The 23,737-nt window shown below is 62.7% G+C and carries 19 protein-coding genes; 7 read left to right on the top strand and 12 right to left on the bottom strand.

Going from position 1 to position 23,737, the window contains the following annotated elements; genetic code table 11:
* Positions 1-44 precede the first annotated feature (44 nt).
* From EKO19_RS00210 to EKO19_RS00230, 5 genes are all read right to left on the bottom strand, one after another.
* Positions 45-1,319 (bottom strand): aconitase/3-isopropylmalate dehydratase large subunit family protein, encoded by a 1,275-nt coding sequence (locus EKO19_RS00210; protein ID WP_129774407.1) that lies wholly within the window; start codon positions 1,317-1,319, stop codon positions 45-47.
* On the bottom strand, positions 1,316-2,251 hold the full coding sequence (locus EKO19_RS00215) for a hypothetical protein (protein ID WP_129774408.1): 936 nt from the start codon (positions 2,249-2,251) through the stop codon (positions 1,316-1,318). The genes EKO19_RS00210 and EKO19_RS00215 overlap by 4 nt, the downstream gene beginning before the upstream one ends.
* Positions 2,248-3,351, bottom strand: coding sequence for a M24 family metallopeptidase (locus EKO19_RS00220; RefSeq protein ID WP_129774409.1), 1,104 nt, complete (start codon positions 3,349-3,351; stop codon positions 2,248-2,250). The genes EKO19_RS00215 and EKO19_RS00220 overlap by 4 nt, the downstream gene beginning before the upstream one ends.
* Before the next feature lie 7 nt (positions 3,352-3,358).
* Positions 3,359-3,877, bottom strand: coding sequence for a LeuD/DmdB family oxidoreductase small subunit (locus EKO19_RS00225; protein ID WP_157995031.1), 519 nt, complete (start codon positions 3,875-3,877; stop codon positions 3,359-3,361).
* Positions 3,878-4,149: 272 nt separating this feature from the next.
* Positions 4,150-5,127: a LysR family transcriptional regulator gene (locus EKO19_RS00230; protein ID WP_129774411.1), complete on the bottom strand. Its 978-nt coding sequence runs from the start codon at positions 5,125-5,127 to the stop codon at positions 4,150-4,152.
* Between the two features lie 101 nt (positions 5,128-5,228).
* Here EKO19_RS00230 and EKO19_RS00235 point away from each other — a divergent pair, with 101 nt between their 5' ends.
* The gene (locus EKO19_RS00235) at positions 5,229-6,161 is read left to right on the top strand and encodes a DUF6282 family protein (RefSeq protein ID WP_129774412.1); all 933 of its coding nucleotides are present in this window, start codon (positions 5,229-5,231) and stop codon (positions 6,159-6,161) included.
* A 64-nt stretch (positions 6,162-6,225) separates the two neighbouring features.
* On the opposite strand, the gene EKO19_RS00240 is transcribed toward EKO19_RS00235, so the two are convergent.
* Positions 6,226-7,026 carry an HpcH/HpaI aldolase family protein gene (locus EKO19_RS00240; RefSeq protein ID WP_129774413.1) on the bottom strand — a complete coding sequence of 267 codons (801 nt, stop codon included), beginning with the start codon at positions 7,024-7,026 and terminating at the stop codon, positions 6,226-6,228.
* A gap of 165 nt (positions 7,027-7,191) precedes the next feature.
* Between EKO19_RS00240 and EKO19_RS00245 the strand changes: the two genes are divergently transcribed.
* Positions 7,192-8,112: a beta-keto acid cleavage family enzyme gene (locus EKO19_RS00245; RefSeq protein ID WP_129774414.1), complete on the top strand. Its 921-nt coding sequence runs from the start codon at positions 7,192-7,194 to the stop codon at positions 8,110-8,112.
* Here the strand turns inward: EKO19_RS00245 and EKO19_RS00250 are convergent.
* The 5 genes from EKO19_RS00250 to EKO19_RS00270 form a co-directional block, all read right to left on the bottom strand.
* The gene (locus EKO19_RS00250; RefSeq protein ID WP_129774415.1) at positions 8,087-9,025 is read right to left on the bottom strand and encodes an acyl-CoA thioesterase; all 939 of its coding nucleotides are present in this window, start codon (positions 9,023-9,025) and stop codon (positions 8,087-8,089) included. The two genes, EKO19_RS00245 and EKO19_RS00250, sit on opposite strands and share 26 nt — an antisense overlap.
* Positions 9,022-11,118: an acetate--CoA ligase family protein gene (locus tag EKO19_RS00255; protein ID WP_129774416.1), complete on the bottom strand. Its 2,097-nt coding sequence runs from the start codon at positions 11,116-11,118 to the stop codon at positions 9,022-9,024. The genes EKO19_RS00250 and EKO19_RS00255 overlap by 4 nt, the downstream gene beginning before the upstream one ends.
* 3 nt (positions 11,119-11,121) lie before the next feature.
* Complete coding sequence (locus EKO19_RS00260; protein WP_246038803.1) at positions 11,122-11,973, bottom strand: p-hydroxycinnamoyl CoA hydratase/lyase; 852 nt, start codon at positions 11,971-11,973, stop codon at positions 11,122-11,124.
* 100 nt (positions 11,974-12,073) lie between these two features.
* On the bottom strand, positions 12,074-12,574 hold the full coding sequence (locus EKO19_RS00265) for a MarR family winged helix-turn-helix transcriptional regulator (protein WP_157995032.1): 501 nt from the start codon (positions 12,572-12,574) through the stop codon (positions 12,074-12,076).
* Positions 12,575-12,629: 55 nt separating this feature from the next.
* Positions 12,630-14,039 carry an aldehyde dehydrogenase family protein gene (locus EKO19_RS00270; RefSeq protein ID WP_217705050.1) on the bottom strand — a complete coding sequence of 470 codons (1,410 nt, stop codon included), beginning with the start codon at positions 14,037-14,039 and terminating at the stop codon, positions 12,630-12,632.
* A gap of 142 nt (positions 14,040-14,181) precedes the next feature.
* Between EKO19_RS00270 and EKO19_RS00275 the strand changes: the two genes are divergently transcribed.
* The 5 genes from EKO19_RS00275 (at position 14,182) to EKO19_RS00295 (ending at position 21,942) form a co-directional block, all read left to right on the top strand.
* On the top strand, positions 14,182-17,061 hold the full coding sequence (locus tag EKO19_RS00275) for a TonB-dependent receptor plug domain-containing protein (protein ID WP_129774419.1): 2,880 nt from the start codon (positions 14,182-14,184) through the stop codon (positions 17,059-17,061).
* A gap of 76 nt (positions 17,062-17,137) precedes the next feature.
* Positions 17,138-18,127 carry a DUF6282 family protein gene (locus EKO19_RS00280; protein WP_129774420.1) on the top strand — a complete coding sequence of 330 codons (990 nt, stop codon included), beginning with the start codon at positions 17,138-17,140 and terminating at the stop codon, positions 18,125-18,127.
* Between the two features lie 97 nt (positions 18,128-18,224).
* The gene (locus EKO19_RS00285; protein ID WP_129774421.1) at positions 18,225-19,574 is read left to right on the top strand and encodes an MFS transporter; all 1,350 of its coding nucleotides are present in this window, start codon (positions 18,225-18,227) and stop codon (positions 19,572-19,574) included.
* An 8-nt stretch (positions 19,575-19,582) separates the two neighbouring features.
* Positions 19,583-20,587, top strand: a complete 1,005-nt coding sequence (locus EKO19_RS00290; RefSeq protein ID WP_129774422.1) for an alpha/beta hydrolase — start codon at positions 19,583-19,585, stop codon at positions 20,585-20,587.
* Positions 20,584-21,942, top strand: coding sequence for an MFS transporter (locus tag EKO19_RS00295; protein ID WP_217705051.1), 1,359 nt, complete (start codon positions 20,584-20,586; stop codon positions 21,940-21,942). Before EKO19_RS00290 ends, EKO19_RS00295 begins: the two co-directional genes overlap by 4 nt.
* On the opposite strand, the gene EKO19_RS00300 is transcribed toward EKO19_RS00295, so the two are convergent.
* Positions 21,939-23,720 (bottom strand): ABC transporter ATP-binding protein, encoded by a 1,782-nt coding sequence (locus tag EKO19_RS00300; protein ID WP_129774423.1) that lies wholly within the window; start codon positions 23,718-23,720, stop codon positions 21,939-21,941. The genes EKO19_RS00295 and EKO19_RS00300 overlap by 4 nt on opposite strands.
* Positions 23,721-23,737 lie beyond the last annotated feature (17 nt).

The following is a 23,737-nucleotide window of genomic DNA, read 5'->3' on the forward strand; positions in this document are numbered from 1 at the left end:
GGTTTGTCCACGGCAGGGTAGTCGCCCTGTTCGGTTGCGGTTCATCATCTTAGGGTACGCGGGTCGGTGATTTTGCCGGTGAGCGCCGAAGCTGCCACGGTGAGCGCGGAAGCCAGGAAGTGACGGGCTTTGGGATGGCCGTTACGGCCGGGAAAGTTACGGGCCTGCGTCGAGATCATGACCTCGTCCTCCGCCAGCGCGCCCATGTTGAAAGCCTGATTGGAGCCGGCGCTCGGCGGGAAGATATTGGCACCCGCGACATGCAGCGTCTCGAACAAACCTTCCTTGAGTGCGGCAAGATAGATATCGCGCGACGCCGGCACGACCTGCAGACGCACGCCCGGATGAACACGCCGATTGGCGAAGCAACGAGCGAGCGTGCGTATGTCGCTCAGCCGTCCGCCAGTGCTGCCGCCCGCCTCCGCCACGTTGATCGGCGTTCCGACCGCGACATCGATGGGATGCACATTGCCGACCGTCGGCGGACACGCCACCTGAGGTTCGATCCGGCTGACATCGATATCGACGACCTCGGCATAGCGACAATCGGCATCGTTCTGGAAGAGCTCGAACTGCGGAGTGCCCGGCTTGTTCCCAAACAACGCCCGCACGTGACGCAGCGTCTTGTCGTCCGGATTCACGAAGCCGCATTTGCCGCCCACGTCGATCGCCTGCAACGGGAACAGGGCGCGATCGTTAACGTCCAGCGATTCGATGTAAGGCCCTGCGTACTCCAACGCCTTGTAGATGGCGCCGTCCTCGCCGAGCTTGCCGACCAGGAACTGCGAGATGTCACGCGGCTGAACGGCCGTCATCGGCGTGCCATGGAAATGAATCTTCACGGTCTCGGGAACCTTGAACCATCCCTTGTTCTGCGTGAAGCCCAGCGCGGCCATCGAGTTGTTGCCGACACCGGTGCTGAAGGCACCGAGCGCGCCATAGATGGGTGTGTGCGAATCGCAGCCGATGACGATCATGCCGGGCGTGACCAGCCCCGCCTCCATGACGACGTGATGGATGCTGCCGCAACCGCTGTCGAAGAGATTCTTCACGTTGTGTTTGGCCGCGAACCTGCGCACGGCCGCGAGCGCTTCGGCCGCGTCGCGCGTGGCCGGAGCGAAGTTGTGGTCGAAGGCGAAGACCAGCTTGGACGGGTCGGCGATGCTCGCGCCTTCCATCTCGTTCTCGAACACCTTCATGACGAAGTTGGCGCTCAGATCGTGCATCAACATCAGGTCGATGTCGGTGAGCACGACGTCGCCAGGCGCTACGCTCTTCTGGCCGCTCTTGCGGGCCAGGATTTTCTCCACCATGTTCATAGCACACGCAGTCCTTCCTGACTCTGCAGACAGGTATCGCCGTAGTAGAGCTGTCGACCGGCAGCGGGGATCTGCACTTGCAGAGAGACGATCGCGGTGGCCGCGGTATCCTCGAGGCTCTCCCACGAGTAAGGCCCTGAAAGGATCTCTCGCAGCTGTGTCTCGCTATCGGGCGAGCTCAGATTCGCGGTCAGCCCCGCGAAGTTGCGAGTGACTTTCGCCCAGTGGCCGTTGTATTCGATAGCGACCACCACCGAGGAATGCGGACCGATCGGGCGACCTTCCGCCGGAATCGGCGGCCCTTCGCCATCGGACACCAGAATGACCACGTCCTCCGCGCCGGCACGACGCAACACGCGTTCGAGCTGCCCGGTGAGCTCGTGGTCGCTCTGTTCCTCGAACGTCGCGATTTCCTGCTCCAGCACCTCGCGCGCCATCGAAGCGGCGCGCCCATGCATCCGGACTTCGACGTCGGCGGGCGCCGGGTGAATTTCACTGCGAGGCAAATCGATGAGTTCGACCTTGCCGGCAGTCATCTCGGCATGCAGATCGGTGGGCAAGCCTTCGAGATCGCCTACTCCCACCCGCTTCCAGCCACGCTCTTCGCAGAGCTTGAACAGGGCAGCCGGCGGGCTCGGGCTTGCGATGATTGTTTCGTGCACAGTCACCGTCTTGATCCACGGATAGACCCGAGGCGACAGCGCGCACAACAAGATGGGCGGCTCCTCGAGGGGCACGACCACGAAGGCCCGATTCCAATACGGCATGTAGTTCGACACGTAGCGCGCGTCGTTCGAGCGCCACACATCGGAGTACACCACAACTGCATCGACGCGCTTGCTGCGCGCGATCGCACGAATCGAAGCGAGCCGGGCCGCGAGTTCTTCGGGGGGCAGCTCTTTCTTTTCCCAACTGACGAGTCCTCGTTTCATGCCTGGAACAGCCTCTTTTCGGTCTGACTCAGCGACACGCACCCCGTTTCTGTCACCAGCAGCGTGTCACCGAACACCATGTATCCCGACAGCGGCAGATAGGTGTTGGGGTGACAGATGATCACCATGTCCTTCTTGCAGGTGTAATGCGTGCTTTCGAGAACGTGCGGCAACTCATCGGGATACAGCCCCAGGTTGTGACCTCGCACGCGCGTGTACTTCGAACCGGTGTACTCACCGTAGCCATGTTTGCGGAAGACATCGTTCTGCACGCGAGCCACATCCGAGATATCCACCCCGGGGCGCAGTAGGTCCTGCGCGGCTTGTTGTGCCTCGGCAAAAATGGCGTATGACTCCAATTGTTTCTCCGAGGGCGGGCCGATGATGAGCGTGCGACAGATCTGCGCGTAGTAGCCGTTGATCTGCGGTGTGAGCTCGGTGATCACTGAATCGCCATTGCGGAGCTTGCGAGCGGTAGGCGGTTTCATTGCCGTCACCTCGATGCCTCCGGAGGCCACCAGCATGAAGTTGTCTTCCGCGCCGTGCGCCTTGACGAAGCCCTCCACTTCCGCGACCAGCTCGTATTCCGTCATCCCGGCGCGGGCCACGCTCACGAAGTGTTCGTAACCTCGATCGGCCAACCGCGCGGCCTTGCGAATCCACTCGATCTCTTCCTGGGTTTTGACTCGGCGAATTTCCTCCACCGCCGCGGTCGCCGACACGGGCGCCGCGCTCGAGCTTTCTTTCACGGCACGTGCGAAACGCGCCTCCATTTGTTCGAGGCCATTGACGGCGACCACCGCAGAGCCGGCGTCGTGCAACAGCGTCTTCAACCCCTCGACGAGTTTGGGTACATAGGTGACGGAGCCACCCGTCCCCGCCTTCACGGGTTCCACATCCCAGGGATGAGTCACGACGGCGCGCACCTCACCCTCTTTGGTCAGCAGCGCGACTGCTTGCGGGCCGGAGAAACATACGCTGACCAGACAGCGGAAATGGTCCTTGCGCCACGTATCGCCGTAGAACAGCAGCATGTCCCAGCCACGCTGCGCCATCAGATCCAGAAACTCTCGCTTGCGCTCGGGATTCAACTTCAGCATGGGTCGTTCACCGTGTCGCCGAGCCGGGAAAACTTCCGGACTTCAAGAGCGGAATGAGCCCGCCCGCTTGCAGCATGCCCAGCAGAAACTGCGACGGCGGCGCGCCTTGCAGGCGCTTGCCAGTGGTGAGGTTCTCGAGCGTCGCCGCCTTGATGTCGACGCGCACTTCATCGCCGTCGTTGACCAGCGCATGCACACCGGTCGCTTCCAGCAGTGGCAAGCCGATCTCCAAACAGTTGCGATAGAACGTACGAGAAAACTGTTCCGCGACGACAGCGCCGATGCCGGTGGCTTTGAGTGCCTTGGTGGCCAGAGCGCGCCCCGACGAACAGCCGAAGTTGCGACCCGCGACCAGAATGTCGCCCGGCCGGACCTGTTTGGGAAACTCCGGATTCAGGGTTTCGAGCACGAAGGCCGCCATTTCTTGCGGCGACTTGAACATGACGTGCGTGGGAGTCAGGGCGTCGGTGGGAATATTGTCACCAAACTTCCAGCACCGCCCTTGAAAGATCCAGTTCGTTGCCAAGCGCCTCTTCCTGTCCACATGCCGTGGTTGCCTCTGACAACAAACATTCTCAAGGGCCCGCGCCCATGCCGTCCATTAGCCCTTGCTCAACGAGTCATAGCGAGTCGCTATGACTTTGAGTGAGCCGTTGGAGTTAGCAGTTGGAGATAGCTCCTGCACCGATCCATTGACCGCCGGCCCTTCTGAGCCGTACGGCGATTGAGGGCCTCCGTTATTCCTTTCGTACGATCTAAGAAGCCCTCAATCGCCGTACGGCTCGGAGCGACTGTGGCTCAGGATCTCCCGCGTCGGGAGGCCTTTCGCCTCGGAAGCAGTGGATATCCCAGCGTCGGACACAGCGCATAGATTTCCTTCTGCAACACCCGTGCAAGCTCGGACAGCTGCGCGTCCGCGCGCATTAGAAATCCCATGGGCCGCTCCACCGCCGCCGTCGCCACCTGCGCTCGCTGCGATGGTTTCAACACCACCTCCAGCAGCTTCCCGGCAATCACCTGATCCTCCACCGAATCCATCGATAGAATGCCGATGAACTCGCTGCCGATAGTTGCGGCGTTCAGATAGATCACCGAATTGCTGGTGATAGTCGTCGCTCGCGGCTCCACGCCGCGACTGTGCGCGAGCGCGCAAAGCGCGTCGTAATAGGAAAGAACGTCCGCGGAATAGAGCCAGCAATACTTCGTGAGCTGCTCGATACTCACCGCGCCGACGCTGGCGAGCGGGTGATTCGCATCGACGAACAGCCCGCAGCGATCATGAAACAACGTCTCCCCCACGAGATCCGGCTTGCCCACGATGGCATCCAGCGGCGCGATAGCGAAATCCAGCTCGCCCAGTTGCAGCGCTGGCACCAGTTCCTCCGCCACGCCACTCACCACGCTGAGCCGCACCGAATAGCGGCTTTGCGACAACTTCGCATTCGCCGCCGGAATCACGCGGCCCAGAAACCCCGTGCCACGAGCAACGCCCACCGTGACATGGCCGGTGAAGCCGCCGGAAATGGCGGCGCGCTCGTTGTCGAGTTGACGCCATTCGGCAAGCACGCGCTTGCCGCGACGATAGACGGCCTTGCCGAGCTCCGTCGTCGTCACGCCTTTGGTGCCTCGATAAAGCAGCGGCTCGCCGAAATAGGCCTCCAACTGATGGATGCTCTTGCTCAAGCCAGGCTGCGACAGGCTGAGACTCTCGGCCGCCTTGCCGAAGCTGCCCCCCTCGACCACGGCGATGAAACGTTTGAGCTGTGCGAAATCCATGAAGTCACATCCTTTGGCTATGACCTGTATCGGGCGGGCTATTGGACAGTGAGGGGCCAGTCGACCAGAATCGCGCTGGCAGCAGCATGCGAGGGGGAACAATGGCCGCGAACCTCAAACCCGACAGCACCGATGAAGCGCTCGAAGAGCGCATCTCGCGCCTGCTCGTGGGCGCCGTGGACATGCATTGTCATTCCGGCCCATCCGTGATGGCCCGTGACATGAATCACATCGAGGCCATGCAGGAAGCGTCCGCGGCGGGCTTTCGCGCAATGCTGATCAAGGACCACTATTACTCGGCGACCCCCGTCACCGAGATGCTCAATCAGACGCACGGACATCTGAAAGTCACGATGTTTTCCGGCGTGCCGCTCAACAATGCGCTGGGCGGCTTCAACAAGCACGCGGTCGATCATGGCATCGCGCTCGGCGCCAAACTCGTTTGGCTGCCGACTTTCTCCTCGAAGAATCACTGCGAATCCCGCTACGGCATCAGGGCCGGGTTCCCGCACACGAAAAAGAAGCTGCTGCCGATCGACCAGCTCACGCCGCTCGACGCCAACGGCAACGTCAAGGATGAGGTGAAGGAGATTCTGGATCTGATCGCGCAAAACGACGTCATCCTGGCCGGCGGTCACTGTCATGTCTCGGAGATCTTCCCGGTGTTCGAGGAGGCGAAGCGGCGCGGCGTGAAGCGGCTGCTGGTCAACCACCCGAGCTTCATCGTCGATGCCTCGCTCGAGGATGTGAAACAGTTTGTCGCGATGGGGGCCTATATCGAGCATTCGCTATGCATGTTCATTCCGGTTGCCAGAAGAAAAAGAGATCCGTTTCCGCCCGAGGAGCTGGACCGGTTGATCAAGGCGGGCACGGTGGATCGAACCATCCTCGCTTCGGACCTCGGCCAGCAAGGCGCTGATCATCCGGTCGTCGGATTTCGGAACGTGATCAGGATTTGCATGGGGTTGGGGTATTCGGATGAGGACATTCATAAGATGGTGTCGCGCAATCCGGTGGAGCTGTTGGGGATATAAGAGAGTCGGACCGGAGGCCCTCAATCGCCGTACGGCTCGGAACGGCTTCGTTCCGGCCTCCGCTTCAGGTCTCGGGTTTCGCCAGTTTCCTGAAATGCTCCAACTGCGTCAGCGCCCCCGACCTCAGCAGGCCTTGATCGCTCGCAACCATCAACGCCGTAACCCCAAGGTCGATCATCTTCTTGGCATCGTCCGAGGCCATATTCTGCGTGACCGCGCACAGGGCCTTGCCACTGTTGAGCACCGCTTTCGCAACGATACGCACAGCCTCTTCCACGCTCGGCGCAGGGCCGGTCGCATTACTTAGCGACAGGCCGAGATCGCCGCGTCCCAGAAAGAAACCGTCGATGCCCTCGACAGCCACAATCTCATCGATGTGCTCGAGCGCCTCGCGGTCCTCGATCATCGCAATCACCGTAGTGGTCGCATCCGACGCTGCGTAGTGAGCTTCGAACGACCGGCCGCCGTAGTCACCACCGCGACCGACACCCGAACCTCGCGTGCCGCCCTTGTAACGGGCCCATGACGCAATGTTTCGAGCCTTCTCCACCGAGGCGACGTGCGGAACCATGACCCCGATAGCTCCATCGTCCAGCGCGGAGAGGATGCTGTTCGCATCGGGCCGTGCAACGCGCACCAGCCCCGCGGTGTTGAAAGCCCGGGCGCCGAGGAAACCGACCTCGAGCGATTGCCGTGTCCACGGCGCATGCTCCTCGTCGAGCATGACGAAGTCATAACCCAGCGACCCCAGGATCTCCGTCGAGTGCGACGTGGGCGTTTTGCAGAACGTGCCGATCAGCAACTCGCGGGCGAGCAGGCGCTTGCGGAAGTCGCGTGGCGCGGGGCGTGGCAGTGAAGACGTCATGACGAGCGATGCCTCGATTCAAACCCAAGAAAACTGGCGAATCCGCTCGCCCCCTGCCAATCCCTTGCACGAATATTTTTGTCGAGCCGGTTCAATCGACCGATCTAATCAGCTAGGCTTATCTAAATTAGACCGATCGCCCTCGCCTGTCAAAGGAGTCGTTGCATGAGCCGGAAAGTGGTCCTCACCTGTGCCGTCACCGGCGGCGGACGCCCGCATCCCCGTCATCCCGCCATCCCGATCACCCCGGCCCAGATCGCGGACAGCTGTCTGGAGGCGGCGAAGGAAGGCGCCTCCGTCGTTCACATCCACGTGCGCAATCCCGAGACGGGAATGAGCTCCGACGACCCGCGGCTGTTCGACGAAGTGGTCGATCGCGTGCGTTCGAGCGGCGTCGATGTCGTCATCAACCTGACCTGCGGCATGGGTGCGCTGTTCGTGCCCGATCCCGAAGACGAGTCGCGCCCCGGGCCGTACTCCAAAATCTACCCCGTTCCCAAGCGGATGCGCCACATCGAGCGCAATCTGCCGGAGCTGGCGTCGTTCGATATCACCGCCGGCAACCGTCACTATGGCCGCTTCGAAGCCATCTACATGAACACGCCGCACTCCATGCGCCTGATGGCCAGGCGCTTCAAAGAGCTCGGCGTGAAGCCGGAGCTGGAAGTGTTCGACGCGGGCAACATCGTGCTCGCCAAGGAACTGATCGCCGAAGGCTTGATCGACGGCCCGCCGCTGTTTCAGATGGTGTTCGGCGTCAAATGGACCGCGCCGAGCGGCATCGAGCCGTTGCTCTATCAGCGCAACCTGTTGCCGTCCGACGCCGTGTGGCAAGCATTCGGCATCGGCACCGAACAGATGCCGATGCTGGCGCACACAGCGCTGCTGGGTGGACACGTCCGGGTGGGCCTGGAAGACAACTTGTATCTTTCGCGCGGCGTCTTCGCCACCAACGGTCAGCTGGTCGAACGCGCCCGCAAACTCTTGGAGTGCCTCGATCTAACCGTCGCGACGCCCGAGGAAGCGCGACAGATCTTTCATTTGAAGAAGCAACCCGCGCTTACAGAGCCAAGCCTGCCACGCTAGCTTCGCGATAAGCGGCCTGTGCCTCGGCGGTCAACGGAATGGACCGCCGGGCATCCAGATCCAGCGCGATACCCACCGTCCTGACGGCTGCCCAGGGCGCACCCGTCTCCGGGTCGAGCAGCCAATGTGAAGCGTGGGTGACTCGGTCCGTGCAGCCCGCGAGCGCCGAACGCACTTCACAACCGTCGCCTGCCTTGGGCCAGCGTACGTGCACGGTCTGAAACTCGATGAGCGCCGAGCCGACTCGCGATGTTCCGCCTGGCATCGTGCGCGCGAGCACGTCGCGCCAATCGCCATTTCGCAAGTGAGGAATGCTATCGGCAACACGCCCCATGAATGACGACATCCGCCAGTAGCCGTGGACATCGCAGCCGTCCGGCATGATCGTGCCGACGCCAGTCGTACGCATTCCCAATTGCCGCGCCCGTTCCAATGAGGCGGTGACCTCGACGTGATCGAGAACCAGGCTGCGCGGCTTCGCTTCACTGGGCGCTTCGCAAATCAAAGCGCTGGCCGCACGCGTCGCCTGTGCGGGCCAGGCTTCAGGCCGGCCACTGTCGCGCTCGATGTAACCGATCGAAAGCCGGAACGTCGCGGCCATCTTGCCGGAATTGGAGTGATGCAACAGAAACAATACCACCGCATCGTCGTGGCCCCAGCTGAGCACTTGCGCTGTCGCATGCAGGGCCGCGCCGGCTCGCGCCTCATGCAAAAAGCGCATGTGCTGTGCTTTGATGAATAGATGATGTGCGCCCGAGCCGTCATTGACATCCGTGAGCCCGAGCCATCGCGCGAGACCGGCAAGTGCCTGCTCCACGCGCGTCACGTAGTAGCGCGTGTTGAAGTGACCGACGTGGTCGCACTCCCAGGCATTGGCGCAACCTCTCCAGACCTCGATGGGCGCGCCGTTCATGAGTTCCCCACGACGAACAGCGCATCCAGCACAGTCGCTCCCTGCCCTCGTGGATGAATCCTGACCGGATTCAGATCCGCTTCGACGATCTCGGGATGCTGGAGCAGCAACGTGCTCAGGATTTCGACCACGGTGATGGCCGCGTCGAGATCCGCGGGCGGCGCGCCCCGATAGCCGTCGAACAGCTTCGCGCCCTTGAGTGAGCGCAATGCCTGCTCGATCTGCGCACGTCCCACGCCTGCCGGAATGAAGACCACATCCTGCAGCAACTCCGTGAGGATGCCGCCGAGCCCGACCATGATGACGGGACCCCAGCCGGCCTCGTTGCGCGCACCGATGATGATCTCGATGCCCGCCTCGCTCATGCGTTCCAACAGCATGCCATCGATCGACACGCCGGGCCGTTCGAGCGACAACCGTTGTTTCATCGCAGTCCACGCCGACCGCAACGAGGCGTCGTCGCGAATATCGAGCGCCACGGCGCCCGCTTCGGATTTATGCGGCAGCTGACTCGACTGTGCCTTCAGAGCGAGCGGAAAGCCGAGCTCGTCCGCAGCCTTCAGCGCCTCTTCGAATGACACGACGAAGCGGCTCGCAGGCATCGTCAAGCCGCGACGCGCGAGCAACTGCTTCGCACGGTATTCGGGAATCATCCCCGCATCGAGCGGCGCTTCGAGAGCGCGCGCAACGGCGGGCGTGACGTCAAACGAACGCGCCAGTCGCTTCACGGCCGCCAGCGCTCTGAACGCGCGCTCGGGCGATCGAAAGAACGGCGTGCCTGTGCTTCTGATCTGCTCCACGTACGTCTGCGGGATCGGACAGTCCTCGCCCAACATGGCAAAGACCACATCCGGTTTGCCATCGAGCGAACGCAAGGCCTCGATGATCAGCGGCAACTTGCGATCGGCCGACTCGGCGCTCGGCAACGATAGGGTGAGGACGACACTGCCGAAGGCTGCATCGACGGCGATCAGCTCCAGCACTCTGCGGTACAGGCCGGTGTCGCTCATGGCCTGCGCCGTGAGATCCAGCGGATTGCTGGGCGGAGAAAAAACCGGCAGCTGACTCACCAGCGCTGCATGAGTCGAAGCGGACAACGGCGGCAACTGCAGCCCGACCGTCTCGCAGAAATCGAGCGCCAGACCCTTGAAGGCTCCAGATTCGCCGACGATCGCAGTCCCTCCGGCGGCGCGCGGATTCCGCAAACGGATCAACAGCTCGGGAACATCGATCAACGCTTCGAGGCTATCGACCAGACAAACCCCACGCGCCGTCACCTGCGCCGCCATGACGGAATAATCACCGGACAACGCGCCGGTGTGAGTCTTGGCCGCATCACGCCCAGCGGCGCTGCGCCCGAGGTGATGCAAGACGACGTACTTGCCGGCCTCGCGCGCACGCGTGGCCAGATCCAGGAATCTCGCCGGCCGACGGATCTGCTCCATCAACATGGCGATGACTCGCGTATGAGGATCGCCGATGAACTCTTCGAGGAAGTCCTCTGCGCCGAGCGACGCTTCGTTGCCGGTCGACACCGAATATGACACACCGACGCCGCGTGCCTGCAGAGCAACTCTCACGGCCGAAGCCATCGCGCCACTTTGTGAAACGACTGCAACGCCCGGTCGATCGCCGAGCGCCTCGAACGGCGCCACGCCGAACATCAACGGGACGCTGTCGACATAGTTGATCGATCCGAGGCAGTTCGGCCCCTGCAGAGCGATGCCAGCGCTCTGCGCGATGGCCGCGATCTCCTGCTGCGCACGCTTGCCCTCTTCGCCAGCTTCAGCGAAACCGCCGGCAAGCACGATCAAGCCGCCGATGTTTTTTTCGGCGCAGGCACGTACCGCATCCGCTATGTGAGCTTGTGGAATGGCCAGTACCGCGCAGTCGATGCCGTCGGGGAGCTCGGCGATGGAACGAACACAGCGACGATCCCCGATGCGGTCGTAGCGGGGATTCACCAGATGCAGGGGTTTGGCGAAGCTGAATCGATCGAGGTTCGCCAGCACGCCCGCGCCGAGCGAGCCCCGAGTCGAAGATGCACCTACGATCGCCACGCTGCGAGGACGCAGAAGCCGACTGATCGACACGAGTTACTCCGGTCGCTTGTAACCCGACAGGCCGGGCCGATAGCTCTTCTCGTCGAGGAACTGCGTCAGCCCCTGACTGCGACCCCGCTCGGGATCGTGGAACTGCGATTCCGCGCTCTTGGCAAACAAATAATCGTTCGATACTTCCCACGGCATCTCTTGCACCATGCGCACGGCCATCTTCGTGCCACGCAGGACCGTCGGGTTCTTGCTGCGCAGGAGCGTCGCGAGCTCACGGGTATGCTGCTTCAGCTCGCTGAGCGGCACGGCCTCGTTGACCAAGCGCATCTCCGCAGCTTTGCGGCCATCGAACGTCTTGCCGGTCAGGGCGTAGTACATGGCATCCCGATGCGACATCACGGCAGTGATCGCCTTGGTCACCTGGCCGCCAGGCAGGATGCCCCAGTTGATTTCAGAGAGCCCGAACTGCGCTTCTTCGGCGGCGATCGCCAGATCGCACGCCACCAGCGGTGTGAACGCTCCGCCGAAGCACCAGCCGTTGACCATGGCGATGGTGGGCTTCGGATAAGTCAGCAGCATCTTCCATTGCCACTGCCACGCGGAGCGCTTGATGCGCATTTTCTTGGAATACGGCAGCGGATCCAGATCGCGGAAGAATTCCTTCAGATCCATGCCGGCGGAGAACGCATCGCCGGCGCCGGTCAACACCACCACCGCGACCCGATCGTCGATCTCCAGTGCATCCAGCACCCGCACCATCTCGTCGTTCAGCGCCGGACTCATGGCATTGCGCTTGTCGGGCCGGTTGAGAGTGACCCAGGCGATGCCTTCGTCGATTTCCACCAGCACAGTGGCCAGCGGTGGCTGCAACACGAGTTGCTCAGAGGTAGTCAACTTATATCCCTCCTGAAGGGAAACGCGAACCCATGAGCGCCACCATAATTCAATCAGCCTGGCTGATCAAATAAAATCAGCCAAGCTGATAACTTATTCCTCATTCCTCCTCGTTGTCGGGAATGTCGTGCAGCCCGGCCAGCACCTTCTCCATGAGCGCGCGATACGACTCGAGCTCGCCTGGCTCGAAGCTGGCAAAAATGGCCGCTTCCACCGCCGTGGCCGCCTTGTCGCAGGCGCGCAGAGTGCCCCGGCCCGCCTCGGTCATCGAAACTTCCAGAACGCGCTTGCTGCCCTTGGCGAGATTGCGCTCGATCAGGCCATTGCCCTCCAGATTCACGATCTGCTTGATCATGGTCTGCGGCTTGACGCCGAACAGGCGCGACAGCTCCGCCGAGGAGCGTTTGTTGTCGCCGCGCGAGAGCGCCGTCAGGATACGGAACTGGGTGGTGGTGACTCCCAGCGGCTGCAGAGCGGCCTCCAGGCGCAGGAACGTTTTGTACTGAACCTGCTTGACCAGGTAGAGGGTGCGGAACGGGGCCCGGGCGGCACCGCTGCGCGCGTTTTTCGAGGGTGGCTGTTTTTTCGCCATGCCGGTCATCGTGCTCCAATCGTGTCGGTTCGGAGCAGTATATAACTCCGGCGCGCTCATCCACTCATGGGAGATACGAGACACGCGGTTCTACGTATGACTTCAGCCCCATCAACCCCATGCCGCGGCCGATACCGGATTCCTTGCAGCCGCCGAAAGGAATTTCCGGCAAGGAACCGCCGTGAGAATTGATCCAGACTGTGCCCGCCTCGAGCCGCTGCACGATCTGCACGGCACGTTCCGGATGTCCGCTCCAGACCGAGGCGCCCAGACCGAAGCGAGTCGCGTTGGCGCGGGTCACCGCTTCATCGATCTCACTGAACGTCATCAGTGGCAGCACCGGTCCGAATTGCTCCTCGTCCACGAGGGGCGTGCCTTCGGCAACGCCGGTGATGATGGTTGGCGCAATGAAGTAGCCGGGCCTGTTCAGCGCCGCGCCTCCCGCCAGCGCGCGCCCGCCCCGACTCAGTGCATCGTCGATCAGACCCAGGACACGCTCGAACTGGGGGCGATTCTGAACCGGCCCCAGCTCCACCCCCGGCTCGAAGCCATCGCCGACTTTCGCCTGTTTCGCCAACTCGGCCAGCGCCGCACCGAGCCGGTCGAGTAGTGACTCGTGCACCAGCACTCGTTTGATGGCCATGCACCGCTGGCCGCTGTTGGCGAACGCCGCCGAAAAAATTTTCGGCGCGATCGTCTCGACCTCGGCGTCGGCCAGGACGATGGCGGCATCGTTGCCGCCGAGCTCGAGTGACACCCGCTTGAGATTCGACGCGGCGGCACTGGCCAGCACGCGTTTGCCGGTCGCGACCGAGCCCACGAAGCCGATCTTGTCGATGCCGGGATGTTCGGTCATCCATCGGCCCAGATCGTTGCCTCCGGACAGCGTGTTGAAGAGGCCTGGCGGCAAGGTCCTCGCTGCAATCTCTCCCAGCTGCAGCGTCGCGAGCGGCGTGAACGGCGAGGGTTTCAGGATCACGCTGTTGCCGGTCACCAGCGCCTGCGCGGCAATCTGTGTCGCCAGCAACACGGGCGAGTTCCAGGGCGCGATCGCCCCCACCACTCCCATGGGCTGGTAATCGAGTACCACACGGCCGCGTTCATCGGCGCGCAACGTTTCGGGAGTCAACTCGAATGCGAGCAGTCCTTCGATTCGAGCCGCGGTGGATTCGATCTCGCGAACCGCCGCCGCCAGCGGTTTGCCCTGCTCACGAGTCAACAGCGGTGCGAGGATCTGCGTCTCGGCGCGAATCGCCGCGGCGAATCCAGACAGGATTTCTCGTCGGCTCGCCGTTGGAACCGCTCGCCAGCGTTGGAACGCGCGCCGTGCCGCCTCCACCGCCAGGTCGAGCTGCGCGTGACTTGCGTCCGGCGCCTGAGCGAACGCACTGGCGGTTGCCGGGTTGATGACATCGAAGAGCCCGACTCCGTCGACCGGGCGGCCGTCGATGGTGTGTGTATGTCTCATTGCCATGAAAGAACTGTAGCTATGTCAGCCAGGCTGATCAATGTGCGTTGACAAGCCGCCCGCCATATATCATCTTAGCTGATATCAGCTCGGCTTACATAAGATCGAAACAGATCATCAGCTCTGCAGATGCAGATAAGGGGGAAAGATGCTGAAGAAAAGGAACGTTCCCGCGCGGGGTTCGCGCATGGGGATGCCGTTGCGTGAGACGCTGCTGGCAGCGACTGCTCTGGGCGCGATGCCCGCCCTGGCGCAGGACACGCCTGCGCCGGAAACGGCGGAGCTCGTGGAAATCGTAGTCACCGGTACCCGCGCGGCCCGCGACGGCTATCAGGCACCCAGCCCGACCAACGTCATCAACGCCGCGGTCATCGACAATCAGGCCGCCACCGGCCTGGGCGAAATTCTCGAACAGACCGGCATGGTCAAGGGCACTCGCAATCCCAATTCGAACGCGGTCAACACGGCCAGCCCGGGTCAATGGACCGCCGACCTGCGCGGCCTCGGCGGGCAGCGAACGCTGGTGCTGGTCGACAGCTCGCGCATCGTGCCCTTCGCGCCGGCGAGCAATCTGTCCGTGCCGACCACGACCGATCTGAATCTGATCCCGACCTTGATGGTGGAACGGGTCGAAACCGTCACCGGCGGCGCCTCGGCGCAGTATGGTTCCGATGCCGTGTCCGGCGTCGTGAACATTCTGTTGCGCCGTGAATTCGACGGTGTCCGCGTGCGTGCGCAGACCGGCATCTCCGAAGAAGGCGATGCCGAGGAAAATCGCGTCGGCGTGCTCGGCGGCTGGAATTCGGACAGCGGTCGCGCGCATGTGGTCTTCAGCGCCGACTGGGTCGACAGCGAAGGCATGGGCGACATCTACACCCGCGATTGGGGCCGTCGCGAAACCATGATCGTTTCGACACCCGGCAACCCCTCGCTCACCTGGGGCGACAACGTCCATACCGCGCTCGGTGTCGGCGGCGTCATCGGCCAGGGCCGCAATGCCGCCAACACGGCCAACGCGGCATTTACGTTGACCGGTCAGACCTTCAATCCCGACGGCTCGATTCGTCCGTTCCAATACGGCTATCCGCTGGCGCCCGGCGCCACCTCCAGCACCATGATCGGCGGCGAAGGCGAGTCCATCACCAAAGGCGTGTCGCAGGTCCCTGGCGTCGAACGTGCCTCGACCTATGCTCGTTTCGGCTTTGACTTCAGCGACCGTCTGTATGGCTACGCATCGCTCGGCTACTCGCAGTCCAAGGGATTGTTGACGGCGGCCCAACCGCGCCTCACCTCCACACAGCTGTTCATTCGAGCGGACAACGCGTTCCTGCCCACGGCCGTCCGAGATGCGATGACCGCGCAAGGTGTCGGCGGCTTCCGGATGACGCGTCAGGGCAACGACCTTGGCAACAACTCCTACGACGTCGAAAACAAATCGCCGCGCTTCTCGGCGGGCCTCGAGGGTTCATTCGCCAACGGCTGGGACTGGGATGCGCACGTTTCCTATGGGCGCAACGACTACAACTACGATTCCGAAAACAATCCCATCACGGCCAATCTGGCATTCGCGGTAGACGCGGTCCGCGACGGCAACGGCAATATCGTCTGCGCGGCGACCATTCCCGGCCACGCCCGCTTCAATGCCGCCGCCGCCGGCTGCGTCCCGCTCAATCTGTTCGGCGAAGGCAACACCTCGGCCGAAGCGCGCGATTATTTCCAGGGCAATCCGCACGCCGAAGTGGTCTACAAACAGAAGACCTTCGGCGCGAATCTGAGCGGCAAGCTGTTCGCCACCTGGGCGGGCCCGATTGCCGTTGCCACGGGTGTCGAATATCGCGATGAAGAGGAAGATGTGACGGCGGATCCGATCGCCACGGCGGGCGGATTCTTCACCGGCAACAACTCGCCGTACTCGGGTTCCTTCGACGTGTCGGAAGGCTATGTCGAAGCGATCGTCCCATTGGCGCGCGAGAACAGCTTCGCCAAGCTGATCGACCTCAACCTCGCCTACCGTTACGCCGACTACAGCACGGTCGGCGGGATGGAAGCATGGAAGACCGGCCTGGTGTGGGAACCGTTCGATTTCCTGCGCCTGCGCGTGAGTCAGTCTCGCGACATCCGCGCCCCCGCCATCAATGAGCTGTACAGCCCGGGCGCCGCCGTGACCAACAACATCACGATGATCAACATCAACGATCTGGGCACCGCCAACCCGACCGTGCGCAACTATGTGATTCCGCAACGGACCGCGGGCGGCGACGTGAACGTGCAGGCCGAGGAAGGCGACACCACGACCATCGGCTTCGTGTTCTCGCCCAATTACGGGCCGCTGACGGGTTTCAATTTCTCGGCCGACTACTACGACATCCAGCTCGACAAGGCGATCACCAATCTGAACGGTGCGAACATCGCGAACTTGTGCATCTCCGGCGTGCGCTCCTTCTGCAACCTGTTCACGTTCAACGCGGCGGGCGATCCCACCGCGTTGAATGCGGGCTCGATCAACCTCGGCAGCTTCGAGCAACGAGGCTACGATCTGCAGCTGGACTACTCGCATGAGCTGTTCAACGGCACGTGGACCATCGGCTACACCGGCACGTTCGTCACGGACTCGATCGTCGACACCGGCCTGCCCGGTGCCGTTCCGGTGGACCGCGCCGGCGAGCATGGCGCAGCCAACTTCGCAGCAGTGCCGGACTTCCGCGGCAACCTGACGACCAGCTTCAAGACCCATACCTGGTCGACCACGCTGCAAGCGGTCCACGTCAGCGCGGGCAAACTCGACAACCTCTACAACACGCCGGGCAATCCGACGATCAGCAAGAACGATATTCCTTCCTACGTTCTGTTCAACGTCTACGGCTCGTACACCATCAACGACCGGGTCCGACTGTTCGGCTCGATCCGGAACGCGCTGAATCGCGATCCGGTGATGACGCCCTACACGGTGCTCAACACTCCGGTGTACGGCGCCTACTACGATAAGGTGGGACGTCAGTACTCGCTCGGCTTGGACGTGACCTTCTAGCTCCGCGGCGACGACGGGCGCTTTTCTCAAACGCCCGTCGTTGCATTCGCGGTATGTACAGGCAGGAGAACGCGCGATGCCCACGGTTAGCAGGCGCAAGTTGATCGGGATGGGCGCCGGCCTGGCGTTGGTGACGAGCGCGGCATCGTATGCGCAGGAGGCGAGCCCCGCCGCACGCGCCTTGTTACGCGACGCTATCGACGTTCATACCCATCTCGACCCCGACAGTTTCGGTCCCCACAGCAATCAAGCGGCCCGTTCGCTCGATGTCCTCGACATGGCCCATCGCGCGCAACGCGCGGGCATGCGCGGCTTTGTGATCAAACAGCATTACGATCAAACCGCGCACCTCGCTTATCTCGCTCGCAAGGCAGTTCCTGGTGTTGAAGTGTTCGGCATGCTCTGTAGCAACCGGACCGTCGGTGGCCTGAATCCCGAGGCGGTACATCATTTCGCCGAAGTCCTTGGCGGGCATGCGCGCATCGTCAGCATGCCGACCTGGGATGCCGAGAATTACGTGCGTCAGTCGAAGAATCCCGCTCGTCCGGCGGTTCCCATCGCGCGTGACGGCGTGCTTCTGCCTGAAACCGTCGCACTGATAGAAACCATCGCTCACGCGCAGGTTCGTGATAGCAACGTCAAACTCGCCCTGGCCACCGGTCATGTGTCCGCTGCAGAGGCGCTGCTCGTCATTCGCGAGGCCCGGCGACGAGGCATCGAGCGGATCGTCGCGACACACGCGATGGGCCATCCGATCAACATGAGCATGGCGCAGATGAAAGAAGCCGCCGGGCTCGGCGCGTATGTCGAATTCGTCGCCAACTTCCTGAGCGGCCCGCGCGGCAGCTTCACCGTCCGGCAATATCATGACGCGATCCGCGAGATCGGACCGGCGCGAGTGATTTTGAGCAGCGACGGCGGCCAGGCCAATCGGCCGTTCCCCGACGATCTGATCGCGCAGGCCGCTCATCAGTTGCACGAGCAGGGCCTGAGCACCGCCGAGTTGCGCACGATGCTGGTCGAGAATCCGGCGACGTTGCTCGGTCTGCCACAGCGGCCGGGCTGATGCGCATGATGCGCCTTCGCGATGCTTCGAGTTTGCATGGATAATATCAGACAGGCTGATATCATCGGCCCAACCATTTGAGAGAGGAGAGCATCGTATGGCGGCACCCTCCACGTCCGGGGTGAAATCGATTGGCCAGGATGGGCCGCTCACGTTCTGGCAGATCGCCGTCGTCGCTCTGTGCGTGCTGGCGAACATCTGCGATGGCCTCGACACCACCTCGATCGCCTACGCCGCGCCGACGCTGCTGCGTGAATGGAACATCTCGCCGCAGGCTTTCGGCATCGTCCTGAGCGCGGGCGCTCTGGGCATGCTGGTCGGCGCCATCCTGGTCGCGCCACAAGCCGACAAAGTGGGCCGCCGCGCCATCATTCTCGCCGCCACCACCACCTCCTCGATCTGTATGTTCGGCCTGGCCGCCAGTCAGAACCTGACCCAACTCATGATCTTCCGATTCATGGTCGGCACCTGCGTCGGGGCGCTGCTGCCATCGCTGAGCATCATGGTGGTCGAGTTCTCGAACGAGAAACGTGGCAACCTCTTTCTGGCCCTGGTGCACATCGGCTTTGCCATCGGCGCGATCCTGGGCGCCGCGATCGGCGCGACCGTGGTCGAAACCTATGGCTGGCGAGCAATATTCCTTACGGGTGCGATCGTCACCAGCATTACGACGCTTGCCTGTTACGCCGCCCTGCCCGAGTCGGTGAACTTTCTGCTGGCGCGGCAGCCGCCGAATGCGTTGGCGCGCGTCAACAAGATTCGCGAGCGCTTCGGCCAATCGCTGCTGACCGAGCTGCCGCCGAGGCCGCAAGCCAAGGTGCGAACATTCGACGGCATCGCCGCGATCCTGTCGCCCCAACTGATCCGTGCGACGCTGCTGCTGTGGCTGGCATCGTTCACGCGCTTCTTCATCAGCTACTTCCTCACCGGCTGGAAACCGCAAGTGCTGGTCATGGCGGGCTTCACCGACAAGGCGGCCATCGCCGTCGGCATGGCGACCAGCTCAGCGGCTTCCGTAGGCGTCCTGTGCATGGGCCTTTTCGCAGCGAAGATCGGCGCCGCGCGCGCCACAGCGATCATGCTTGCTGGCTGCGCCGCTGCGCTCATGGGCTTCGGCTTCACCCAATCGCCACTGCCACTCGTCCTGCTCGCCGTGGCGTGCATGTTCACGATCGAGGCTGCGTTCACCGGCATCCTCATCACCAGCACCCGTTTCTATTCGGTCGAGAACCGCAGCACCGGCGTCGGCTTCACGGTCGGCATCGGCCGCCTCGGCGCGATCGTCGGGCCTTACGTCGGTGGCGCTCTCATCGGCATGGGCTTCGACCGATCGGTGTACTTCCCGGTGTATGCCTCCGCGGCGGTCATCGGCGCAATCGCCATCGTCGCCGCCATGTCCCGTCGGCCGCCTGATGTTCGCGAAGGCCAGCCCGTCAACGCCAACTGACAAAGCTCATGCGTGTGATCGCACGACTATTCGTTTTCGCCGCGGCGGCACTCATCACCGGTTGCTCGTCACAAAAACCGCTGCTCATCGCTTCTCAAGGAAGCATTGCCGTCGGCGGAAAGATCGTGGGCGACCCCGGGAAGGCGTCGCTCCATTGCGATCACGGTGTCGCTGAATATCAGATTCCTCCTCGAGCCCGCGCGGTGAATCTGTTGATGTGGCACAGCGCCAGTGCCGTCGCCTGGCAACGACGATGGGATGGTGGCGAAGGCTTCCAGAGCATCTTCGTGAGGCGTGGCTACCCCGTCTATCTTTGGGACGGGCCACGCGTCGGCCGCGCCAACTGGGGCTGCGCCGAAACCACGTACACGCCGCGCGCGCGGGCCGATCAGCAGAACTTCGTCGCGTGGCGCTTCGGCCTCACCTATCCGAGCTGGTTCGAAAATGTGCAGTTCCCGAAAAACGATTCCGAAGCCTGGAATCAGGCCATGCGCGCCCGCTACGATGAATTCGACACCGTCGCGAACGCGCAGCTGGAAAGCGATGCCGCTGCGGCACTGGCGGATCGTATCGGGCCCACAGTTGCACTCACGAATTCGGCGGGCGGCTTGCGTGCTCTGCTCACGGCACTCAAGAGTGACAACATCAAAGGCATCGTGGCGTACGAGAACGTGGGCTGGGTCTACCCGCAGGGCGAAGGGCCCGACGTGCCCGAGGGACCGTTTGGTCCGGTCGAAGTGTCGCTCGAGGAATTTCGCAAGCTCACGCGCTTTCCGATACAAGTCGTCTGGGGCGACAACATCGAGCAATCCGCCGTCTATCAGGCGCGACTGGCGGAATCACGCCGCTTCGTCGACATCGTCAACAAGCACGGCGGCCAGGCCGAAGTGCTGGTGTTGCCCGAGGCCGGGCTCGATGGCAACACGCATCTGCCGTTCGCCGATCTGAACAACGTCGCCGTCGCCGATCTGCTCTCGACGTTTCTTGCTGATCACGGCCTCGACCGGCGGTGACCCCTCACACCCTCTACCCAGACGGCCTGCCCTCGCCGCGCCGTTACTGGTCCATGGCGACCACCATGATGGTGATCGCGATATGCGTCCTGGACAGCACCATCGTCAGTGTGGCTCTGCCGTCGATCGCGCGAGACCTCGACACGAGTGCGGCGACGTCCATCTGGATCATCAACAGCTATCAGATCGCGATTCTGATCGCGCTCATCCCGCTCGCGTCGCTGGGAGAGATCATCGGTTATCGACGGGTTTCCCAGGCAGGCCTGATCATCTTCACGATCGCCTCACTCGCGTGCACACTCGCGCACACGCTGCTAGAGCTGACGATTGCCCGCGCCGTACAAGGCCTCGGCGCCGCTGGCATCATGAGTGTGAACGCCGCTCTGGTTCGATTCACCTATCCCGCGAACACGCTGGGCCGCGCTACCGGCATCAACGCGATGGTGGCTGCCGTGGCTGCGGCAGCTGGCCCGACAGCGGGCGCGGCCGTGCTGGCGATTGCGGACTGGCGATGGTTGTTCGCCATCAACGTTCCCATCGGCATCGTCGCGGCGGCAATCGCGCAGTTTTCGTTGCCCTACACCGAACGCGCGCACCGTTCATTGGATTACGTGAGTGTGATACTGCACGTCGCAACGTTCGGTTTGCTCATCGCAGGGCTGCAATCGCTCATACACGAGAACGCGCGGCCCGGCGCCGCACTTCAGATCGGCGCAGCGTGCATGTTTGGCATGCTGCTGATTCGCCGTGAGATCCACAGGCCCGCCCCGCTCGTGCCTTTTGACTTGATGCGCCTGCCGATCTTCTCTCTGTCGCTCGCCATCAGCATGTGCTCGTTTTTCGCGCAGATGGCAGCATTCGTCGCGCTTCCCTTCGAGATTCAGCGACTGGGCCGCAGCGTCGTGGAAACGGGGTTGCTCATGACGCCGTGGCCGGTCGCCGTCGCGTTCGCGGCGCCTGTCGCCGGGCGACTTGCGGATCGTCATTCCTCAGCGATCCTCAGTGGCTTCGGGCTCATTGCGCTCTCGGCTGGACTCGTGTTGCTCGCGCTATTCCCGGAGCATGGCACCGCATGGGATCTCATGTGGCGCATGGCACTGTGCGGACTGGGTTTCGGCTTCTTTCAGGCGCCCAACAACCGCACGATGATGTCATCGGCTCCCCGCTCGCGCAGCGGCGCCGCCGCTGGAATGCTGAGCACGGTGCGCTCGCTCGGGCACGCCAGTGGCGCTGCCATCGTGGCCCTGCTATTCAGCACTCATCTGGAAGGCGGCACGAAGATCGCCCTGACTACTGCCGCAGCCATGGCAGCGATCGCCGCGTTGCTCAGCTTTTTGAGGTTGCGCCGCCATTAGACCGGCAAGGGCTCGCCGACGCCAAGATCCGCGCGATTCCCGCTTTGAATGGAGTGCAAGCGCGCGTACAGCCCATCGGCATGATTCACCAGGGTTGCATGCGTGCCTCGTTGAACGATGCGCCCACCCTCCAGGACCAGAATCAGATCCGCGCTCATCACCGTGCTCAGTCGATGCGCGATGACCACGGCAGTTCGTCCGCTCATCAGGCGTTGCAGCCCCGCCTGGACCAGATGCTCGGATCGGGAATCGAGCGCACTGGTGGCCTCATCCAATATGATCAGCTCGGGTTTCTTGAGCGTGGCGCGTGCGATGGCGATACGTTGCTTCTCGCCACCGGAGAGCTTGATGCCGCGCTCGCCGACCAATGTTTGATATTGCTCGGGCAAGGCGTCGATGAATTCATCCGCGTGCGCCGCGCGAGCGGCGGCAGCTATCTCCTCCGGCGTCGAGCTCGGTCGCGCGAAGGCGATGTTCTCCTCGATGGAATCGTTGAACAGTGCCACGTCCTGAAGCACGACGCCGAGACGCGCGCGGACCGACTGCTGACGATACCTGCTCAGATCCACGCCGTTGACCAGAATGCGGCCCGAGCTGGGATCGTAGAACCGCAACAGCAGTTTGATGATGGTGGTCTTGCCCGCCCCGCTCAGGCCCACCAGTGCCAGCGTCTGTCCTCGATGCAGCTTGAACGAAACATCGGCGAGCACGACGCGTGCCTGTTCGCCATAGGCAAAGCTGACGCGATCGAATTCGAGCGTTTCGATCTCGTCCAGGTCGATGGCGTCGGGCGCATCCAGAATCTCCGCGTCCGCGTCGATGAGCTCCATCAGACGCTCGGCATTGGTTTCGATATCGCCGGTCTGATTGATCAGGCGGGTCAACGGTTGCACGCTGTTGATCAGGTTCTGCGAGAGCATCAGCACCAGCAGAATGTCGCCTGGGGTGAAGCGTCCACCCAACGCGCCACGCGTGACCCATACAACCGCGAGGATGATGGCGATGGTCTGCACTGCGTTGATCAGGGTGTTGTGCTTCCACTGCTCCATGTGCATCTTGCCGCGTACGCCTCGCCACTCAGCTTGAGTCGAGTCATAGCGCTGCTTCACCGCCGGTTCTCCGCCGAAGCTGCGCACCGTCGCAATGCTCGAGACCATTTCCGCCAGCAGGCCCGACAGTCGCCCCGCCAGCCGTTGCCATCCGCGCCGATACGGCGTCGTCACTTTGAAAGACCGCATCGACACCGTCACACTGACCAGCAGCACGCCGATCATCAATGCGGCGACAGGCGGCGCCTTCACCGCCAGCACGGCGACAATCACCAGCATCTGCATGACGTTGGCCAGATTCTGCTCGATCAAAGTTCGCAGCCACATCGTGACCTGCGTGATGCCGTTGAAGCGATCCATGATCTCGCCGACCCGGGTACGCTCGTAGTAGTCGATAGACAGGCGGGTCATGTTGTCGAACACCCGCTGACGCAGTCCGCCGACCATGTCGATCCACAGATCGTCGGACTGCTTCTCCTGCACGAAGTTGAAGATCAGGACCGCGACGCGTAGCACGACGAACAGAGCGATCATCGTCGTAACCGAGCCGCCCGCCTGCGCGGCACTCACATCGTCGCCGAGCAGTCGCGCAATGACGTCGACGATGTGCTTGTAGATATAAGGAGTGCCCGCCCCGATCGCTCCCAGCACCAGACTCACGGCCAGCACGGCAAGCGTGCGGCCGCGATACTCGGGAATCAGCCTGATGACCCGCCAGATCTTCGACATGAAGCAAATTCTTGTTG

Origin of the sequence: Peristeroidobacter soli, assembly GCF_004138485.1 — a bacterium.
GTDB lineage: Bacteria > Pseudomonadota > Gammaproteobacteria > Steroidobacterales > Steroidobacteraceae > Steroidobacter > Steroidobacter soli.

Coding starts and splice junctions, on each gene's coding strand:
- EKO19_RS00265 (WP_157995032.1), bottom strand. CDS start 12,574: ATGACCGGCATGGCGAAAAAACAGCCACCCTCGAAAAACGCGCGCAGC.
- EKO19_RS00210 (WP_129774407.1), bottom strand. CDS start 1,319: ATGAACATGGTGGAGAAAATCCTGGCCCGCAAGAGCGGCCAGAAGAGC.
- EKO19_RS00215 (WP_129774408.1), bottom strand. CDS start 2,251: ATGAAACGAGGACTCGTCAGTTGGGAAAAGAAAGAGCTGCCCCCCGAA.
- EKO19_RS00270 (WP_217705050.1), bottom strand. CDS start 14,039: ATGGCAATGAGACATACACACACCATCGACGGCCGCCCGGTCGACGGA.
- EKO19_RS00290 (WP_129774422.1), top strand. CDS start 19,583: ATGCGTGTGATCGCACGACTATTCGTTTTCGCCGCGGCGGCACTCATC.
- EKO19_RS00230 (WP_129774411.1), bottom strand. CDS start 5,127: ATGGATTTCGCACAGCTCAAACGTTTCATCGCCGTGGTCGAGGGGGGC.
- EKO19_RS00275 (WP_129774419.1), top strand. CDS start 14,182: ATGCTGAAGAAAAGGAACGTTCCCGCGCGGGGTTCGCGCATGGGGATG.
- EKO19_RS00280 (WP_129774420.1), top strand. CDS start 17,138: ATGCCCACGGTTAGCAGGCGCAAGTTGATCGGGATGGGCGCCGGCCTG.
- EKO19_RS00285 (WP_129774421.1), top strand. CDS start 18,225: ATGGCGGCACCCTCCACGTCCGGGGTGAAATCGATTGGCCAGGATGGG.
- EKO19_RS00245 (WP_129774414.1), top strand. CDS start 7,192: ATGAGCCGGAAAGTGGTCCTCACCTGTGCCGTCACCGGCGGCGGACGC.
- EKO19_RS00300 (WP_129774423.1), bottom strand. CDS start 23,720: ATGTCGAAGATCTGGCGGGTCATCAGGCTGATTCCCGAGTATCGCGGC.
- EKO19_RS00235 (WP_129774412.1), top strand. CDS start 5,229: ATGGCCGCGAACCTCAAACCCGACAGCACCGATGAAGCGCTCGAAGAG.
- EKO19_RS00220 (WP_129774409.1), bottom strand. CDS start 3,351: ATGCTGAAGTTGAATCCCGAGCGCAAGCGAGAGTTTCTGGATCTGATG.
- EKO19_RS00250 (WP_129774415.1), bottom strand. CDS start 9,025: ATGAACGGCGCGCCCATCGAGGTCTGGAGAGGTTGCGCCAATGCCTGG.
- EKO19_RS00240 (WP_129774413.1), bottom strand. CDS start 7,026: ATGACGTCTTCACTGCCACGCCCCGCGCCACGCGACTTCCGCAAGCGC.